Source organism: Roseovarius ramblicola, from assembly GCF_042430665.1.
Classification (GTDB): domain Bacteria; phylum Pseudomonadota; class Alphaproteobacteria; order Rhodobacterales; family Rhodobacteraceae; genus Roseovarius; species Roseovarius ramblicola.
In genome coordinates this window covers 16563-33210 of record NZ_JBHMEC010000015.1, presented here as the reverse complement: position 1 = coordinate 33210, position 16648 = coordinate 16563, and the positions used below count along the sequence as shown (strand labels likewise).

The following is a 16648-nucleotide window of genomic DNA, read 5'->3' as shown; positions in this document are numbered from 1 at the left end:
CCTGCCGATGATGCCCGCCCGGGCCGTTGGGCAAGACGGACCGCGAATCCTCATGATGGGTGATTCGCTCTTCGCCATGCACAAGCTGGCGGGCGGCTCTGTCGGCACGCGGCTTCGCGCCGCGCTCGACGCATACCTCGTGGACAATTCCACGGGCGGTGCGCGCTACTTCTACCGGCTGCCGATTTCCGGCGCGCTGGGGCTGAACATCACCAGGCAGTACCGCCGCGGCGACTGGGACTGGGTGGTGATGGGCGGCGGCGGCAACGACCTGTGGTTCGGTTGCGGCTGCAACCGCTGCGAGCGCAGGATGGACCGGATGATCTCCGGGGACGGGCGCCGCGGCGTGATCCCCGGCCTCGCCTCGCGGGCGCGGCAGGACGGTGCGCAGGTGCTGCTCGTGGGCTATATGCGCACGCCCGGCAACGGCTCGCCGATCGAGCATTGCGCCGACGAGGGCGACACGCTCGACGCGCGGCTTGCGCGGTTGGCGGGGCTGGACGCGGGGGTGCATTTCCTGCCGCTGGCCGACATGGTCCCGCATGGCGATCTCAGCTATCACGCGGTGGACCGCATCCATCCTTCGTTCAGGGGCAGCCGCGCCATCGCCCGCCGCATCGCGCGCGTGATCGCCGCCGAATCGGGCGCGTCGCTGGTATCGCGCAACGCCGGTGCCGCAAACTGAGGCCGCTGCCTCAGCCCATCATGCGGCGGAACCAGCCTTTTTTCGGGGTCTCGCCATCCGCCGCGTCGGTTTCCGCCTCCGGGGTGTCCTCCTCGGGGGGGACAACCGCCGCTTCGAGCCGGGCAAAGAACTGGTCGGCCATCCTCTTGGCAAAGCCGTCGACGATGCGACTGCCAAGCTGCGCGAGCTTGCCGCCGACGCTGGCCTCGACATCGTAATGCAGCCGCGTGCCGCCTTCGATCTCCTCGAGCCGCACCGCCGCGCTGCCCTTGGCATGGCCGGCCGTGCCGCCCTTGCCGGCACCGCTCAGCGTCAGGCTCTCGGGCTCGACCATGTCGGTGAGCGTCACCGAACCCTTGAAGGTGGCCTTCACCGGGCCGACCTTCTGCACGACCACGGCCTCAAACCCGTCCTCGGGCGTGCCGGTCACCTCCTGCGCGCCGGGCACACATTCCTTCAGCGCCTCGGGGCTGAGCAGGGCCGCCCACACCGTCGCGCGGTCGGCGGCGATATCGCGGCTGTTGGACATCTTCATGCTGGTCCCTCCTCCGTTTGCTCGGGGTAGCGTAACCCGGTGGCGCACCGGGGCAAAGACGTCTTAGGATCGCAAAGGCGAGATGGAGGGACGGCGATGCTGACGGGGCTGCGCGTGGTCGAATTCGAGGGGCTGGGGCCCGCGCCTTTTGCCGCGATGATGCTCGCGGAGATGGGGGCCGAGGTGGTGGTGATCCACCGCCCCGGGGCGGGCAGCCCGGTCACGGGGGGGCGCAATCTGCTCGACCGGGGCAAGCGGTCTATCGTGCTCGACCTCAAGGACGCGGGCGACATCGCCGTGGCGCGCGCGCTGGTGGCCCGGTCCGATGCGCTGATCGAGGGTTATCGCCCCGGCGTGATGGAGCGGATGGGGCTGGGGCCCGACGAGATGCGCGCCGCCAACCCGCGCCTTGTCTACGGTCGGATGACCGGCTGGGGGCAGGACGGGCCGCGCAAGCATCAGGCCGGGCATGACCTCAACTACCTCGCAACCTCCGGCGCGCTGTGGTACGCGGGCGCCCCCGGTACGCCGCCGGTGACGCCGCCGACGATGCTGGGCGATGTGGGCGGCGGCGCGCTCTACCTCGTGGCGGGGCTGCTCGCGGGGCTGGTGCAGGCCGTGCGCACCGGGCAGGGCACCGTGGTGGATGCCGCCATCGTCGACGGCTCGGCGCACATGATGGCGCTGCTGATGTCGATGATGCCCTCGGGCAACCTGTCGATGGAGCGTGGGGGCAGCCTGCTGGATGGCCCGCACTGGAGCCGCGTCTATGCCTGCGCCTGCGGCGGCTGGCTCTCGGTGCAGTGCCTCGAGCCGCAATTTTACGCCGCGTTCCTCGACCGGCTGGGGCTGGCCGACGATCCTCGCTTTGCCGACCAGAACGACCCCGCGCAATGGCCTGCGCAGGCCGAGGTGCTGGCCGGAATTTTCGCCGCAGAGCCGCGTGAGCACTGGGCGCGGCTCTTTGCCGGCTCCGATGCCTGCGTTGCTCCGGTGCTGCGCCCCGACGAGGCGACAAGCGATCCGCACATGGCGGCGCGCGGGGTCTGGCAGGGCGAGGAAGACAGCCTTGCTCCCACGCCTGCCCCCCGTTTTGACGGGGGCGCGTCACGGATCATGGACCCGCCCGTGCGCGGTGCGGACAGCGCGGCGATCAGGGCTGAACTGGGGATGTGAGGCAGGGTGTGGCCTGGAGGAGACGTTGTGGTCTCCGGGCGATGAGCCGCGCGGGCGCCAGCCCACGGGTTGGCGATCCGGCGATTGGTCTGCCGCGCTTTATCTCGCAAATTCCGAGAGAAATGAGAGCTTTGCGCCAGCGTCACCCAATCGCCAGCCCGAGGGGTGGGCTGGCGATCGCGCGGCGGCGTGCAAGCACGCCTTGTCCCGCGCGGGGCGTGACCCTGAAAGTCCCCTTCAGGCCGATTCTGTTGAAAAACTCCACAACGGAAAAATTGCCGCCAAATCTCGGAACTTTGTTCCCGAAATGCCGCGATCTGAATGCACTACTTATGAAAGACCCGGTTTGAAGTAAGGTGTTCTGCGCGTGCGCCTGCCTTCGGCGAGACGCCGACTTTTTCAGCACAATCAGCCTTTAGCCGCGCGTCTCAATCCACCCGCCGCACCAATAGCTGGTTGCCCGAGCCGGGTTTGGTCTCGAACACCTTGAGCTCCTTGATGAGGTCGCTCAGCTTCTTCTTGCCATAGGTGCGGGTGTCGAAATCGGGCTTGTCGGCCTGGATTTGCTGGCCGATCCGGCCCAGCGGATACCACTCGTCGTCGCTGTCGATCTTTTCCATCGCGTCGAAGATCAGCCGCCGCGCATCGGCGATGTGACGGCTGTCGAGCTTGGCCTTGGGGGCGCTGCGCGGCGTGTCGCTCTCCTCGTAGATGTTCTCGATCGCGACGAACCGGTTGCACGCGTTCTTGAGCGCGTCGGGCGCCTTGGCCTCGCCGATGCCGATCACCGTCAGCCCCTGCTCGCGGATGCGGCTGGCCAGCCGGGTGAAATCGCTATCGGACGAGACCAGCACGAAGCCGTCGAAATGGCCCGCGTGCAGGATGTCCATGGCGTCGATCACCAGCCCGATATCGCTGGCGTTCTTGCCCTTGGTGTTGGCGGTCTGCTGGTGCTGGACGAGGCCGAGATCCTGTGCCGTCCTGGTCCAGCCCGAAAGCTGCTGACTCGACCAGTCGCCATAGACACGGCGCAGCCCCGGCTCGCCATAGCTCGTGACCTCGCGCAGGATGGCATCGGCATATTTGGCGGGAACGTTGTCGGCGTCGATCAGAACGGCGAGGAGTTTGGTGTCGCGGTTGGGCATGAAGCGGCTCCTTTTGCCCCTTCATGCCCGATCCTGCGCGGCGGCGAAAGCGCTCAGGCGTCCTCGCCGATCTTGTCCTGCGTTTGCGTCTCGAAATCCTCGGCCGAATGCCGCTCGTGCAGTTGCATATGCGGCTCGCCGAAGCTGCGGTTGACCTTGCGGCCGCGCTGCACGGCAGGGCGGGCGTCGATCTTTTCGGCCCAGGCCATCACGTTCCTGTAGCTGGCAACGTCGAGGAAGGTGCCCGCGCCATAGAGCCGGTCGAGACACAATTGTCCGTACCACGGCCAGATCGCCATGTCGGCGATGGTGAACTCGTCGCCGGCGATGAAGGGCTTGTCCGCAAGCTCGCGGTTGAGCACGTCAAGCTGGCGCTTGGCCTCCATCGCGAAGCGGTCGATGGGGTATTGCATCTTCTCGGGCGCGTAGGCGTAGAAATGGCCGAACCCGCCGCCAAGATAGGGCGCGCTGCCCATCTGCCACATCAGCCAGTTGATCACCTCGGTGCGCGCCGGGCCGTGCCCGGGCAGGAACGCGCCGAACTTTTCCGCCAGGTGCATCAGGATCGCGCCGCTCTCGAACACCCGCAGCGGCGCGTCACCGGTGCGGTCCACCAGCGCCGGGATCTTGGAGTTGGGGTTGATCGCCACGAAACCGCTGCCGAACTGCTCGCCCTCGCCGATGTCGATCTTCCACGCGTCGTATTCCGCGTCGTGCCCGGCGGCGAGCAACTCCTCGAACATCACCGTCACCTTGACGCCGTTGGGCGTGGCCAGCGAATAGAGCTGAAAGGGATGTTCTCCGACCGGCAAGTCCTTGTCATGGGTCGCCCCGGCAATGGGCCGGTTGATCGAGGCGAACTGTCCGCCGGAGGCGCTCTCCCATGTCCAGACTTCGGGCGGGGTATAGGTGTCGTCGGTCATCGCCGTCTCCTTCGCTTGGTTGCCCACGAACCTAGGCACGCTGTGCGTCCCTGCAATCGAAAACGCCGCACAGGGGGCTGTGCGCCTGCGCGGGGCGGGCTCGACTCTGCGGGCGGCGAGACCTAGAATGGAACATAACAGGAACAAGCTGCTGCCATGCCCGCCCGCCGCATCCTCTCCGTCTGGTTCCCCCGGCTGGGGGCCGAGCGCCTGACGCGCCGCGCGGGCGCGGCGGGGCCGTTTGCCGTGGTGGCCGAGGACGGGCCGCGGCAGGTGCTGTCGGCGCTCTCCGCCGCGGCCGAGGCGGCGGGGCTGGTGCCCGGTCAGCCGCTGCGCGAGGCGCAGGCGATGTGCCCCGACCTGCGCAGCGCCGCGCAGGAACCCGCCGCCGAGGCGGCGTTTCTGCGGGCGCTGGCGCGTTGGGCGGACCGGTTCTCGCCGCTGGTGGCCTGTGACGGGGCGGCGGGGCTGATGCTCGACATCACCGGCTGCGCGCATCTTTTCGGCGGCGAGGCGGCTCTGGGCGCGGCGGTGGTGGACGAGGCCGCGGGCCTCGGCCTCTCGGCGCGCTGCGCCATCGCCGACACGCCCGGCGCGGCCTGGGCGCTGGCACGGTTCGCGGGCCATGGCGCGGCACCGGGGCGCTCGGGCGACGCCATCGAACAGGAGGCCCGCGCCACCCGCGCCCGCGCCGCCCGGCGCGGGCCGGGGCAGGGCAGGGCGGCGCCGGGCGCGCGCGCGCCGCTGACCATCGCACCGCCGGGGCATGTGCACACCGTGCTCGGCCCCCTGCCGGTGGCGGCGCTGCGCCTGCCCGAGGGGCTGGCCGACGACCTCGGGCGGCTGGGGCTGCGGCGGATCGGCGATCTGGCGGGGCAGCCGCGCGCGGCGCTGGGGCGGCGCTTCGGACCGGTGCTGATGCGGCGGCTCGACCAGGCGTTGGGTGCTGTGCCCGAGCCGCTCTCGGCCAGCGCGCCACCGCAGCCGCTGGCGGCACGACTGAGCCTGCCCGAGCCGATCGGCCTGATGGATGACCTGCGCGAGGGGGCCGCGCGGCTGCTGGCGCGGCTCTGCGCGCGGCTCTCCGAGCGCGGCGAGGGCGCGCGCGCCCTGCGATTCGAGGCGCGCGGCACCGATGGCGGGATGCAGGCGGTGGATCTGCGGCTGGCGCGGCCCATGCGCGATGCGGACGCGATGCTGGCGTTGCTGGCGACCCGGCTGGAGCGGATCGACGCGGGCTTCGGCATCGACATGCTGCGCCTCAATGCGCTGCAGACCGAGCGTATCGTCGCCGAGCAGATGCGCGGGGCGGGGCAGGCGACGGCGCGCGGCGACGCGCTGGCCGATCTGCTCACCCGTCTTGGGGCGCGCGTCGGGCTCGATGCGATCACCCGCCGCCACCCCGCCGAGAGCCGCATTCCGGGCAAGACCGCGCTCATCCTCGCCGCCGCCTGGTCCGGGCCCGCCGCCGCGCCCTGGCCGCGACCGGACCATCCCCGCCCCCTCATGCTCTGGCGGCCAGAGCCGGTCACGCCGCAGGCGGGGGGGCGGCCCTGCGCGGCGTTTCGCTGGCGCGGGCGGCGGCACGAGACGGCCCATGCCATCGGCCCCGAGCGGATCGCCCCGGAATGGTGGCTCGACGATCCCGAATGGCGCACGGGCCTGCGCGATTACTGGCAGGTGCTGACCACGCGCGGCGAGCGGCTGTGGCTCTTTCAGGCGCATGGCGCGGCGCTCTCGGGGGGATGGTTCTGCCATGGGCGGTTTGCCTGAGACGTCCCGCCAACACTCAGGCAACGCGCGAAGCGTTGGTGCTGGACGCGGGCCGCGCTCCGGCGCAGGCTGCACGGCATGACAACACCGAGACTGGATATCACGGGCCATGCCCTGGCCAATGCGAGCCGCGCGCGGATGCTCTGCGCGATGATGGACGGGCGTGCCTGGACCAACAAGGAACTGGCCGCCGATGCGGGTGTCACGCCGCAAACTGCCAGTGTCCACCTGCATCATCTGGCCGGGGCGGGGCTGATCGCGCAACGGCGCAGCGGGCGCTGTCTCTACCACCGGATCGCGGGGCCGGAGGTGGCCGCGATGCTGGAGCATGTTGCCGGGCTGACGCCGTTCGATCACCTCGCGCGCAGTCAGCGGGCCAAGGCAGCGGCCCTGGCCTCGCTACGCTGCTGTTACAACCATCTTGCCGGGACCATCGCCGTGGCGCTCTGCGATGCGCTGATCGCCCGGGGGGCGCTCCGGTGCGCGGGCGAGGGGATGGTGGCGATGCCTTCGCTGCTCTGGCGCGGGCTTGGCGTGGACCTGCCGGACAAGGCGGGGCGTGTCGTGGTGCGATCCTGCCTCGACTGGTCCGAGCGCCGCGATCATATCGGCGGCACGCTTGGCCGGGCCATTCTCGATCACGCGCTCGCCGAGGACTGGATGCGGCCCGCCGGGCCACGGCGTGGGCTGCATCTGACGGCGCACGGGCGTGTCGCGCTGGCTGCTGTCATCGGTTGCGATCCGCGAGGGCTGGACCATGCGTGACAGAGGGTTCGGGCGCTATCGGGTCGAGACCGGGCTGCGCATTCTCGTGCAACTGCCGGTCGAGGCCTTGCCCCGGGTCGAGGCGGCGGTGCTGGGGGCAGACCCTCTGGCACACGGGGATTATGACCGCGTGTCGTTTCACAGCGCAGCGGGCGTGCAGCGATTCCGCTCCTGCGGGGGCGGCAGAAACCGGGCCACCGAAGACACCGTCGAGGTGGATTGCATCGAGTGGCAAGTCTTTACCACCGCCCGGGGTGCAGCGCTCGATGCGCTTATCCGCGCCATCTATGCCACCCATCCCTATGAGGAACCGGTGATCCATCTCGTGCCCGCGCAGCGTTGCCGTCACCGGCGCGGTATGGACGAGGACAATCCCAACCGTTTCTGGAACCGCGATACCGCCGACTGGGTGCCGCCCGCGCATCGATGAGCTGCGGCTACCGGGGCGCGGGCGTACCTGAAATTCCTTGATTCGCGTCGCGATTGGCGCAACTCTGGGGTCATGAACATGCCAGGCCCCGGCCCGCTCGCGGGCGCGAAACCGACCGAGCCGCAGGTGGCGTTCCGACGCGACGAACTGGGCGTGATCCTGTCGCTCTACGGGCGCATGGTGGCGGCGGGTGAGTGGCGCGATTACGGCATCTCCTGCCTGCGCGACGTGGCCGTGTTCTCGGTCTTTCGCCGCACCGCCGAGCATCCGCTCTATCGCATCGAGAAACGCCCCCGCCTGCGCGACCGGCAGGGGCAGTATGCGGTGATCGGCATGGACGGGCGGATACTCAAGCGCGGCCACGACCTGCGTACCGTGCTGCGGGTGCTGGAGCGCAAGCTCATCCGCGCGGTGGAGTAGCGGGCAAAGGGTGGTCGGGGGCGATTGGCCTGTTCCCGCCATTCGCCTGCCTTCCCCCGCGCGGAATCAAGGCGTGCTTGCACGCCGCCGCGCGAGCGGTCATGCCAGAGGCATGCCTCCGGCATGACCCGCCCGACAGGGCTGGCGATTGGGTGCCGCTGGCGCAAGGCTTTGATATTACTCGGGAACCCCGACATAAAGCGCAATAGACCAGCCCTTGCATCGCCATCCCGCGGGCTGGCGCTCGCGCGGCTCATCACCGGATGGGTCAACGTCCGCAACAGGCCGACCCCCTCACCTGCCGTTCACAGCCACGCATCACGCCCGGACCCCACCGCCTCGGCCACCGACGCGAACCCGTCGCGTGCCAGCAGCGCGTCGAGCCCCCGCGCGATCTCCGACACCAGCGACAGCCCCTCGTAAACCAGCGCCGAGTAAAGCTGCACCGCCGTGGCCCCGGCGCGGATCTTGGCATAGGCGTCCTCGGCCGAGCCGATCCCGCCGACGCCGATCAGCGGCATGTCTCCGCCGGTTAGCTGCGACAGCCGCGCCAGCACCCGCGTGGAGCGCTCGAACAGCGGCGCGCCCGACAGGCCCCCCGCCTCGCCGCGCGCGGCCCCGCGCAATCCCTCGCGCGACAGCGTGGTGTTGGTGGCGATTATCCCGGCGATGCCCGCGCCCCGCGCCACCTCGGCGATCTCGCCCAGTTCCGCGTCGCCAAGGTCCGGCGCGATCTTGAGGAACACAGGGATGCGCCGGGGCAGCCCGTCGCGCGCCGCCATCACCCCCGAGAGCAACGCCGCCAGCGCTTCGGCCCCCTGCAACTCGCGCAGCCGCTCGGTATTGGGGCTGCTGACATTGACGGTGGCGAAATCGAGATGCGCGCCGCAATGGCGCAGCACCGTGGCGAAATCGGCGGCGCGGTCGGCGCTGTCCTTGTTGGCCCCGAGGTTGAGGCCGATCACCGCGCCCTGCGGACGCCGGGCCAGCCGCGCGGCGGCGGCCTCCATGCCGCCATTGTTGAAGCCGAAGCGATTGATGACGCCGCGATCCTCCGCCAGCCGAAAGAGACGCGGGCGCGGGTTGCCCGGCTGCGCGCGCGGCGTGACGGCCCCCACCTCGATAAAGCCGAACCCGGCGCGGCTGAGCGGCCCCAGCGCCTCGGCGTTCTTGTCGAACCCGGCGGCAAGGCCCACCGGGTTCGGCAGCATTATCCCCGACAGATCGGTCCGAAGCCGCGGCGACGTGACGGGACCGGGCGCGGGGGCAAGCCCCATCCGCAGCGCCCGCAGCGCAAGGCCGTGCGCCGTCTCGGGATCGAGCCGGTGCATCAGGCCGAGCCCGAGGCGTTCCAACCCCGTCATTCGAGGCCCTTGGGAAAGCGGTGCGCGCCCGCCACCAGCGGCAAGGGCCTTGCCCAGGCCACATCCTCCAGCCGCAGCGCGCGGTAGAGATGCGGGAACAGTGCCCCGCCGCGCGACGGTTCCCATTTCAGGGCGTCACCGAGGCGATCCGCCTCGACCGCCAGCAGCATCAGCCCGTCCTCGCCCGCGAAATGTTTTGCCGCCGTCTCGGCCGCCTGTTCGGCGGTCGAGAAGTGCACGTAGTCGTCGGCCAGATCGACCGGTGCGCCGCGCGTCTCGCCCGCCTTTTGCAGGGCCGCCCATTCGGGGGCGCGGAAAATCTTGTAGATCAGCATGCAAGCGGGAATGCCGCGCCGGTGGCCCGCCGTCAAGCGATGCTTGAGGCAGGGGGCGCGATCGGCTAGCAAGATGGTCCACTACGGGAGGCGGGCATGGCATTCACCATCGCGATCGACGGGCCAGCGGCGGCGGGCAAGGGGACCATAGGGCGCGCCCTCGCCGCGCATTTCGGCTTTGCCCATCTCGATACCGGTTTGCTCTATCGCGCCACGGGTCGGCGTACGCTCGACGGGATCGACCCGGTGGAGGCGGCGCGGACGCTGCGCGCCGACGATCTCGACGCCGATGACCTGCGCACCCCCGAGGTGAGCCAGGCGGCAAGCCGCGTGGCCGCCATTCCCGAGGTGCGCCAGGCGCTTCTGGATTTCCAGCGCGCATTTGCCCGGCGGGCAGGAGGCGCGGTGCTCGATGGCCGCGACATCGGCACGGTGATCTGCCCCGAGGCCGAGGTGAAGCTCTTCGTCACCGCCTGCGATGCCGAGCGGGCCCGCCGCCGTCACAAGGAAATGCGCGGAGGCGGGCACGATGTGACGCTTGAGGAGGTCGAGGAGGATCTGCGCCAGCGCGACGCCCGCGACAGTGCCCGCGCCGAGGCCCCGCTCAAACCCGCCGACGACGCGCTGCGGCTCGACACCTCAGAGATGTCGATCGACGAGGCGGTGGCGGCGGCTGTGGCTGCGGTGGAGCGGGCGCGCGGCTGAGCCTGCGCGCGCCTGCGGATCATTCGCCCGCGTTGGGGAAGAAGAGCTGCTGACCGTCCACCTCGTAGTCCGCGATGGCGGCCTGCCCCGCGTCCGACAGCACCCAGTCGATGAACGTCTGCCCGGCCTCGGCCTTGACGTTGGCGTGCTTCTCGGGGTTCACGAGGATGATGCCATACTGGTTGAACATCTTCGGGTCGCCCTCGACCGCGATCTCGTAGTCGCCCTTGTTGCCGAAGGCGATCCAGGTGGCGCGGTCGGTCATGATATAGGCGCCCATGGCCGTGCCGGTGTTGAGCGTCGCGCCCATGCCCGAGCCGGTTTCGCGATACCACTCGCCCGAGGATGATTGCGCGTCGATCCCGGCCTCATTCCACAGCCGCAACTCGGCCTTGTTGGTGCCGCTGTCATCGCCGCGCGAGGCAAAGGCCGCCTCGGCCTCGGCGATCTTGGTCAGGGCCGCGACCACGTCGCTCGAGCCTGCCACGCCCGCAGGGTCTGAGGGCGGGCCGACGATGACGAAATCGTTGTACATCACGTCGAACCGTTCCACGCCATGCCCCTCGGCCACGAACTTTTCTTCAGCGGGTTTGGCGTGGACGAACAGCACGTCGCCATCGCCGTTGGCGGCATTCTTGATCGCCTGCCCGGTGCCCACGGCCACGACCCGGACTTCGATGCCGATCTCCTCCTCGAACATCGGCAGGATATGGTCGAACAGGCCCGAATTCTGGGTCGATGTGGTCGATTGCACCACGATGAACTCGTCCTGCGCCTGCACCGCAGTGGCCCCGAGGGCCAGTGTCGCGCCGAGGGCAAGCGAAAGAAGGTGACGTCTGAACATTGCACGCTCCGTGTTGGTTTGGGGTTAGTGGTCGGTTGCGGTATAGAGCCGCCCCTGCGTCCAGGCGCGGGCGGCCTCCGAGCGCGGCGCGCCCAGAACCTGATCGAGCGGGCCGCGCTCCGCGACGCGCCCGGCATGGAGAAAGATCATCTCGTCACCCATGCGCCTTGCCTGCCCCATGTCATGGGTGACCATCACGATGGTGACGCCGCGCGCATGGGCGTCATTGACCAGATCCTCGATCATCTGCGTGGACGCCGGATCGAGGCTGCTTGTGGGTTCGTCGAGAAACAGCAATTCCGGCTCGCACACCAGCGCGCGCGCCACCGCGAGGCGCTGTTGCTCGCCGCCCGACAGGACGCGCGCGGGGTGGCCTGCGAGGTCGGTAAGCCGCGCCATCTCCAGCGCCTCCTGCGCGCGGTCGGCGCGCGCCCGCCCCGCGAGGCCGTGGACCTTCAGCGCGAAATTCAGGTTGGCCAGCACCGAGCGGCGCAGCATCACCGGGCGCTGAAACACCATCGCCTGCGCCCGCCGCGCCGCGCGGTCGGGGGCATGGCCGCGCCACAGAACCTCTCCCGAGGACGGCGTGAGCAACCCGTGCAGTAGCCGCAACAGCAGGCTCTTGCCGCTGCCGTTGGCGCCCATCACGAGGGTGCGCTTGCCTGGCTCTACCGCCACGTCAATGCCGTGAATCAGGGTCTGCCCGCCCGCCGCAAAGCGCAAGGACCGCGCCTCCAGCAGCGGTTTCGCCTCTACGGGACGTTCTGCGAGGATATCCATCACCGTGTCACGCATAGGCCGCCCGCACCGCCGAGGCGCGCAGCGCCATCACCCCGGCATTCACGATCACCGCAAGCCCCAGCAGCAGCACGCCAAGCGCCAGCGCCAGTTCCAGATTGCCCTTGGAGGTCTCGAGCGCGATGGTCGTGGTCATCACCCGCGTCACATGGTTGATATTGCCGCCGACGATCAGCACCGCGCCCACCTCGGCCACCGCACGACCGAAACCGGCGAGCGCCACGGTCAGCAGGCTGTAGCGCGCATCCCACAGAAGGGCCGCGACCCGCTCGCGCGCCGAAAGACCGAAAGAGGCGAATTGCTCAGCATATTCGCCGTGCAGATCCTCGACCACCTGTTTCGTCAGCGCCGCCACGATGGGCGTGACGAGGATGGTTTGCGCAATGATCATGGCAGAGGGCGTGTAGAGCAGGCCCAGAATGCCCAGCGGTCCCGCATTGGACAGCATCAGGTAGACGAACAGCCCCACCACCACCGGCGGCAGGCCCATCAGCGCGTTGAGCAGCACCGTCACCGCGCCCCGCCCGCGAAAGCGGAACGCGCCCACGATTGCGCCCAGAGGCAGGCCGATCAGGCAGGCAAGCGCCACCGCCGTCAGCGTCACGCGCAGCGACAGCGCGACGATCTCGCTCAGGTCCCGATCCCATGTAAGGATCAGGCCGAGCGCCTCTGCCATGATGTCGCCAAAGCTGAACAAATGCGATTTCTCCCTCTGCTGGGAAAAAAAGCACAAAAACACATATCAATCCAGAGCCGATTTATCCGGCTGCTCAGATGGGCCGCAATCGCCACAGGCGCAGAGGCTGGTGCAGTTCGCGGCCACCCGGCCCCTCGGTCGCGTGGCGGGCAAAGAGCCGGGCGATGCTCTCGCGCTGCGCCTCGGCCACCGCGCGGCGGGCGGGGTCGACGCGGGCGAGGCTGTCGATGAACGCCTCGGTGTCGGCCACCGGCGTGGGCCGCGACCATGTTTCCGGGGCCGGTCCGGTCGCCATGCCCGAGGCGCAGAGCGCGTCGATCGCGGCCATGGCGGCGCGGCGGATCTCGGTTTCATCCTCGACCGGGCGCATCACCTCGAAGAACGGCCCCTTGGCCAGTGGCTCCACCACGATCACCTCACCGCCGGGGCGCAAGACCCGCAGCGCCTCGTGCAGCGCACGTTTCATCAGCGGCACCGGCACGTGATGCAGGGAGTTGAGAAACACGCAGGCATCGAACCGGCCCGGACCAAACGGCAACGCCTCGGCCCCCGATGCTTGAAACTGCGCCTCCGGCACCTTGTCCCGTGCCGCGGCGATGGCTCCGGGGTCCGGGTCGATGCCGATGACGCTGTGACCCTCCCTGACCAGCAGCCGGGCCAGTCCGCCGTGGCCGCATCCGATATCGAGCACATCGCGCGCGCCCCTGTCCTTCAGGATCGCGACGATCCGTTCGCCCGTGTCCATCGCCTCAGCCCTTTCCGAATTCGCTGCGCAAAGCGTCGGTATGCGCCCCCAGACCGGGCACCGGGCCGGGCGTGGCCGGCGTGTTGTCAATCAGCGCGCCGGGGGCCAGCATCCGCACCGGGCCGCTTGGCGTCTCGACGGTGACATAGCGGTTCTGCGGGTGCCGTGCGACGTCCTCCATCTCGCTCACGCGCCCATAGGCGATGCGCGCGGCGCGCAGCCGCTCGGCCATCTCGTCGCGGGTCACACCGGCAAAGACCGGGCGCAGCACCGCATCGAGGGCGTCCCGATTGGCGACCCGTTTCGAATTGCTGTCAAAGCGTGGATCGCGGGCGAGTGCGGCCTCCCCGAGGATCGTCTCGCAAAACGCGCCCCATTCCCGCTCGTTCTGGATCGAGATCAGAAAGGATTTGCCATCGCTGCCCTCATAGGCACCGTAGGGCGCGATGGTGGGATGGTTCAGCCCCGCACGCGGCGGCACCTTGCCGCCATAGGCGTATTGCAGATAGGGCACGTTCATCCAGTCGCTGAGGGCGTGAAAGAGCGATACCGCGATATGCCGCCCCGCGCCGGTGGTGGCGCGCCCGATCAATGCCTCCAGGATGGATTGATAGGCGGTCATGCCCGCCGCGATATCGCAGACCGACACGCCGGTGCGCGCCGGGCCCGCCGCGTTGCCGGTGATCGACGACAGGCCGGTTTCGGCCTGCACCAGCAGGTCATAGGCCTTGAGATCGGCCAGCGGCCCCTCTTCGCCATAGCCCGAGATCGACACGGTAATGAGGCGCGGATAGTCGGCGCGCAGCCGGTCGGGGGCGAATCCCAGCCGGTCTATGGCCCCCGGCGCGAGGTTTTGGATGAAGATATCCGCACGGGCCAGCATCCGCTCCATCAGGGCACGATCAGCTTCGTCACGCAGGTCGAGACAGACCGATTCCTTGCCCCGGTTGAGCCAGACGAAATAGGCGCTCTCGCCCTGCACGAGACTGTCATAGCCGCGCGCGAAATCGCCCTCGGGGCGTTCCACCTTGATCACCCGCGCACCCGCGTCGGCGAGACGGGAGGAGGCATAGGGCGCGGCGACCGCCTGTTCGAGCGAGACGACGACAAGACCGGAGAGATCGGCGGACATGGGCAGGCTCCTTGGTTGCGCGCCCGACAATGCCGGGTCACGACGACGGGGGAAAGCCCGGTTTCCCGCCGGGCGGATATTCCCCTCCGGGGCGAAACCTGCGAAATATCTGCCCGCAAGAGACGGGAACAAGACACCATGACCACATTCGATCCCACCGCCGAGCATGCCGATATCCGCGCGGGTGTGGCGCGGGTCTGCGCGGGGTTTCCCGGCAGCTACTGGCGCGATCTCGACGCGCGGCGGGCCTATCCCAGGGAGTTCGTCGATGCGCTTATCCGCGAGGGGTATCTGGCGGCGATGATCCCCGAGGAGTACGGCGGATCGGGGCTGAACCTGACAGCCGCGTCCGTGATCCTGGAGGAAATCCACCGCTCTGGCTGCAACGCCGCCGCCTGTCACGCGCAGATGTACACGATGGGCACGCTGCTGCGGCATGGGGCCGACGCGCAAAAGGCGGCGTATCTGCCGGGCATCGCCGATGGCACGCTGCGCCTGCAAGCGTTTGGCGTGACGGAACCCACAAGCGGCACCGATACGCTGGCGCTCAAGACCACGGCGCGGCGCGAGGGCGACGAATATGTGATCAACGGCCAGAAGATCTGGACCTCGCGGGTGGAGCATTCCGACCTGATGATCCTGCTGGCGCGCACCACGCCGCGCGCCGAGGTCAGGTCGAAAACCGACGGGTTGTCGGTGTTCCTCGTTGATCTGCGGGAGAAAATTGGCAACGGGGTCGAGATCCGCCCGATCCGCACGATGATCAATCACGCCACCACCGAGGTGTTCTTCGACAACCTGCGCATCCCCGCCGACAGCCTGATCGGTGAGGAGGGCAAGGGCTTTCGCTACATCCTGTCTGGCATGAATTCCGAGCGTATCCTCATTGCCGCCGAATGCATCGGGGACGCCAAGTGGTTCCTGAAAACCGGGTCGGATTACGCACGCGAACGGGTGGTGTTCGGCGAGGCCATTGGTGCCAATCAGGGCGTGCAATTCCCGCTGGCACGGGCGCAGGCGCATCTGATGGCGGCGGAGGCGATCGTCTACCGCGCGGCGGCGATGTATGACGCGGGGCAAAACCCCGGCGTCGAGGCCAACACCGCCAAGCTGCTCGCGTCCGAGGCAAGCTGGGAGGCGGCAGAGGCCTGCATGCAGACGCATGGCGGCTTTGCCTTTGCCGAGGAGTACGATGTCGAGCGCAAGTGGCGCGAGGCGCGGCTCTACCAGATCGCGCCGATCTCGACCAACCTGATTCTGTGCTATATCGCCGAACAGGTGCTGGGCCTGCCCAAATCCTACGGGTCGGGGAGCGGGGCGTAAGGATCTGTAAATGAATGACTTTTCCGACTGGATCGGGTGGGGGTACACGCGCAGCGAGCCGGTCTCGGAGCGGCTGATCGCGCAGTTCCGCGCCACGCTGGCCGGATATCTGGCTGAGGCGGAGGTGCCGGTGGGGCTGCATTGGTGCCTCGTGCCGGATGTGGTGGAGCCCGCGCATCTGGGCCGGGACTGTCACCCGAAGCCGGGCATCTTCCTGCCCGCCCTGCCGCTGCCGCGCCGCATGTGGGCAGGGGGAGAACTGGAATTTCACGAGCCTTTTCAGGTGGATGACGTGGTGGAGCGCGAAACGGTCATCGAAGGCGTGACCTTCAAGCAGGGGCGCAGCGGACGGCTGGGCTTTGTCTCGCAACGCCACGTTTACAAGGCCGGGGGCGCGCCGCGCCTGACCGAGCGGCAGGACATCGTCTATCGCGAGGATCCGACGCCGGGGCAGGCGCGCCCGCCCGCGCCTGCGGAAGAGTGGCCGGGGGCCGAGGCGTGGCACCTCACGCCCGATCCGACGCTGCTCTTTCGCTTCTCGGCGCTGACCTTCAACGGCCACCGCATCCATTACGATCACCCCTACGCGACGCAGGTCGAGGGCTACGAGGGCCTCGTCGTGCACGGGCCGATGCAGGCGGTGTGGATGATGAACCTCGCGGTTCAGGCCGCGAACCGCACGGTTCGCCGCTTTTCGTATCGCGGGCGCACGCCGCTCATCTGCAGCGCGGAGGTGGCCATTGAATCCCGCGCACGCGACGGCGGGATGGACCTGCGGGTGCGGCATGTGGCGGACGGGGTCGTGACGATGGAGGGGCGGGCGGCTCTGGAAGATTGACATAACTAGTTTTAT

19 protein-coding genes are annotated in these 16648 nt (G+C 69.0%); 9 read left to right on the top strand and 10 right to left on the bottom strand.

The features are described from left to right. Positions 1–55 precede the first annotated feature (55 nt). Positions 56–685 carry an SGNH/GDSL hydrolase family protein gene (locus ACFFU4_RS08750; protein WP_377069147.1) on the top strand — a complete coding sequence of 210 codons (630 nt, stop codon included), beginning with the start codon at positions 56–58 and terminating at the stop codon, positions 683–685. A gap of 10 nt (positions 686–695) precedes the next feature. Here ACFFU4_RS08750 and ACFFU4_RS08745 read toward each other — a convergent pair whose 3' ends face one another. Beyond that, a complete protein-coding gene (locus ACFFU4_RS08745; RefSeq protein ID WP_377069145.1) occupies positions 696–1220 on the bottom strand; it encodes an SRPBCC family protein in 525 nt (174 codons plus the stop codon). 96 nt (positions 1221–1316) lie between these two features. Between ACFFU4_RS08745 and ACFFU4_RS08740 the strand changes: the two genes are divergently transcribed. Next, entirely contained in the window at positions 1317–2396 is a 1080-nt protein-coding gene (locus ACFFU4_RS08740; protein ID WP_377069143.1) for a CaiB/BaiF CoA transferase family protein, read from the top strand. 428 nt (positions 2397–2824) lie between these two features. Here the strand turns inward: ACFFU4_RS08740 and ACFFU4_RS08735 are convergent, their stop codons facing one another. Both ACFFU4_RS08735 and yghU read right to left on the bottom strand, forming a co-directional pair. Next, a complete protein-coding gene (locus ACFFU4_RS08735) occupies positions 2825–3541 on the bottom strand; it encodes an NYN domain-containing protein (protein WP_377069141.1) in 717 nt (238 codons plus the stop codon). A 53-nt stretch (positions 3542–3594) separates the two neighbouring features. After that, positions 3595–4464 (bottom strand): glutathione-dependent disulfide-bond oxidoreductase, encoded by an 870-nt coding sequence (gene yghU, locus ACFFU4_RS08730; RefSeq protein ID WP_377069139.1) that lies wholly within the window; start codon positions 4462–4464, stop codon positions 3595–3597. Between the two features lie 156 nt (positions 4465–4620). Between yghU and ACFFU4_RS08725 the strand changes: the two genes are divergently transcribed. From ACFFU4_RS08725 to ACFFU4_RS08710, 4 genes are all read left to right on the top strand, one after another. Further along, positions 4621–6237 (top strand): Y-family DNA polymerase, encoded by a 1617-nt coding sequence (locus tag ACFFU4_RS08725; protein WP_377069136.1) that lies wholly within the window; start codon positions 4621–4623, stop codon positions 6235–6237. Positions 6238–6315: 78 nt separating this feature from the next. Next, a complete protein-coding gene (locus tag ACFFU4_RS08720; RefSeq protein WP_377069134.1) occupies positions 6316–7002 on the top strand; it encodes an ArsR/SmtB family transcription factor in 687 nt (228 codons plus the stop codon). Next, positions 6995–7432, top strand: a complete 438-nt coding sequence (locus ACFFU4_RS08715; protein ID WP_377069132.1) for a YqfO family protein — start codon at positions 6995–6997, stop codon at positions 7430–7432. The genes ACFFU4_RS08720 and ACFFU4_RS08715 overlap by 8 nt, the downstream gene beginning before the upstream one ends. A 72-nt stretch (positions 7433–7504) precedes the next feature. Beyond that, the gene (locus ACFFU4_RS08710) at positions 7505–7852 is read left to right on the top strand and encodes a DUF2794 domain-containing protein (RefSeq protein WP_377069130.1); all 348 of its coding nucleotides are present in this window, start codon (positions 7505–7507) and stop codon (positions 7850–7852) included. A gap of 305 nt (positions 7853–8157) precedes the next feature. Here ACFFU4_RS08710 and ACFFU4_RS08705 read toward each other — a convergent pair whose 3' ends face one another. Further along, positions 8158–9216, bottom strand: a complete 1059-nt coding sequence (locus tag ACFFU4_RS08705; RefSeq protein ID WP_377069128.1) for a quinone-dependent dihydroorotate dehydrogenase — start codon at positions 9214–9216, stop codon at positions 8158–8160. Continuing rightward, positions 9213–9551, bottom strand: a complete 339-nt coding sequence (locus ACFFU4_RS08700) for a DUF952 domain-containing protein (RefSeq protein WP_377069126.1) — start codon at positions 9549–9551, stop codon at positions 9213–9215. The genes ACFFU4_RS08705 and ACFFU4_RS08700 overlap by 4 nt, the downstream gene beginning before the upstream one ends. A 96-nt stretch (positions 9552–9647) precedes the next feature. Here ACFFU4_RS08700 and cmk point away from each other — a divergent pair, with 96 nt between their 5' ends. Next, positions 9648–10256, top strand: coding sequence for a (d)CMP kinase (cmk, locus tag ACFFU4_RS08695; RefSeq protein ID WP_377069124.1), 609 nt, complete (start codon positions 9648–9650; stop codon positions 10254–10256). A 19-nt stretch (positions 10257–10275) separates the two neighbouring features. Here the strand turns inward: cmk and ACFFU4_RS08690 are convergent, their stop codons facing one another. The 5 genes from ACFFU4_RS08690 to ACFFU4_RS08670 all read right to left on the bottom strand — a co-directional run bounded on the left by ACFFU4_RS08690 (position 10276) and on the right by ACFFU4_RS08670 (position 14472). Then, the gene (locus tag ACFFU4_RS08690) at positions 10276–11100 is read right to left on the bottom strand and encodes an ABC transporter substrate-binding protein (protein ID WP_377069122.1); all 825 of its coding nucleotides are present in this window, start codon (positions 11098–11100) and stop codon (positions 10276–10278) included. A gap of 24 nt (positions 11101–11124) precedes the next feature. After that, the gene (locus tag ACFFU4_RS08685) at positions 11125–11880 is read right to left on the bottom strand and encodes an ATP-binding cassette domain-containing protein (RefSeq protein ID WP_377069120.1); all 756 of its coding nucleotides are present in this window, start codon (positions 11878–11880) and stop codon (positions 11125–11127) included. A gap of 7 nt (positions 11881–11887) precedes the next feature. Next, entirely contained in the window at positions 11888–12595 is a 708-nt protein-coding gene (locus ACFFU4_RS08680) for an ABC transporter permease (RefSeq protein WP_377069118.1), read from the bottom strand. Positions 12596–12668: 73 nt separating this feature from the next. Continuing rightward, entirely contained in the window at positions 12669–13340 is a 672-nt protein-coding gene (locus ACFFU4_RS08675) for a class I SAM-dependent methyltransferase (protein WP_377069116.1), read from the bottom strand. A gap of 4 nt (positions 13341–13344) precedes the next feature. Beyond that, positions 13345–14472 carry a CaiB/BaiF CoA transferase family protein gene (locus tag ACFFU4_RS08670; RefSeq protein WP_377069114.1) on the bottom strand — a complete coding sequence of 376 codons (1128 nt, stop codon included), beginning with the start codon at positions 14470–14472 and terminating at the stop codon, positions 13345–13347. Between the two features lie 138 nt (positions 14473–14610). Here ACFFU4_RS08670 and ACFFU4_RS08665 point away from each other — a divergent pair, with 138 nt between their 5' ends. After that, positions 14611–15795, top strand: coding sequence for an acyl-CoA dehydrogenase family protein (locus ACFFU4_RS08665; protein ID WP_377069112.1), 1185 nt, complete (start codon positions 14611–14613; stop codon positions 15793–15795). Between the two features lie 10 nt (positions 15796–15805). After that, the gene (locus ACFFU4_RS08660) at positions 15806–16633 is read left to right on the top strand and encodes an HTD2 family dehydratase (protein WP_377069110.1); all 828 of its coding nucleotides are present in this window, start codon (positions 15806–15808) and stop codon (positions 16631–16633) included. The last annotated feature ends 15 nt before the right edge of the window (positions 16634–16648 follow it).

Bases quoted from the DNA above. Each gene is read 5' to 3' on its own strand.
- ACFFU4_RS08750 (WP_377069147.1), top strand. From the start codon at position 56: ATGGGTGATTCGCTCTTCGCCATGCACAAGCTGGCGGGCGGCTCTGTC.
- ACFFU4_RS08745 (WP_377069145.1), bottom strand. From the start codon at position 1,220: ATGAAGATGTCCAACAGCCGCGATATCGCCGCCGACCGCGCGACGGTG.
- ACFFU4_RS08740 (WP_377069143.1), top strand. From the start codon at position 1,317: ATGCTGACGGGGCTGCGCGTGGTCGAATTCGAGGGGCTGGGGCCCGCG.
- ACFFU4_RS08735 (WP_377069141.1), bottom strand. From the start codon at position 3,541: ATGCCCAACCGCGACACCAAACTCCTCGCCGTTCTGATCGACGCCGAC.
- yghU (WP_377069139.1), bottom strand. From the start codon at position 4,464: ATGACCGACGACACCTATACCCCGCCCGAAGTCTGGACATGGGAGAGC.
- ACFFU4_RS08725 (WP_377069136.1), top strand. From the start codon at position 4,621: ATGCCCGCCCGCCGCATCCTCTCCGTCTGGTTCCCCCGGCTGGGGGCC.
- ACFFU4_RS08720 (WP_377069134.1), top strand. From the start codon at position 6,316: ATGACAACACCGAGACTGGATATCACGGGCCATGCCCTGGCCAATGCG.
- ACFFU4_RS08715 (WP_377069132.1), top strand. From the start codon at position 6,995: ATGCGTGACAGAGGGTTCGGGCGCTATCGGGTCGAGACCGGGCTGCGC.
- ACFFU4_RS08710 (WP_377069130.1), top strand. From the start codon at position 7,505: ATGAACATGCCAGGCCCCGGCCCGCTCGCGGGCGCGAAACCGACCGAG.
- ACFFU4_RS08705 (WP_377069128.1), bottom strand. From the start codon at position 9,216: ATGACGGGGTTGGAACGCCTCGGGCTCGGCCTGATGCACCGGCTCGAT.
- ACFFU4_RS08700 (WP_377069126.1), bottom strand. From the start codon at position 9,551: ATGCTGATCTACAAGATTTTCCGCGCCCCCGAATGGGCGGCCCTGCAA.
- cmk (WP_377069124.1), top strand. From the start codon at position 9,648: ATGGCATTCACCATCGCGATCGACGGGCCAGCGGCGGCGGGCAAGGGG.
- ACFFU4_RS08690 (WP_377069122.1), bottom strand. From the start codon at position 11,100: ATGTTCAGACGTCACCTTCTTTCGCTTGCCCTCGGCGCGACACTGGCC.
- ACFFU4_RS08685 (WP_377069120.1), bottom strand. From the start codon at position 11,880: ATGGATATCCTCGCAGAACGTCCCGTAGAGGCGAAACCGCTGCTGGAG.
- ACFFU4_RS08675 (WP_377069116.1), bottom strand. From the start codon at position 13,340: ATGGACACGGGCGAACGGATCGTCGCGATCCTGAAGGACAGGGGCGCG.
- ACFFU4_RS08670 (WP_377069114.1), bottom strand. From the start codon at position 14,472: ATGTCCGCCGATCTCTCCGGTCTTGTCGTCGTCTCGCTCGAACAGGCG.
- ACFFU4_RS08665 (WP_377069112.1), top strand. From the start codon at position 14,611: ATGACCACATTCGATCCCACCGCCGAGCATGCCGATATCCGCGCGGGT.
- ACFFU4_RS08660 (WP_377069110.1), top strand. From the start codon at position 15,806: ATGAATGACTTTTCCGACTGGATCGGGTGGGGGTACACGCGCAGCGAG.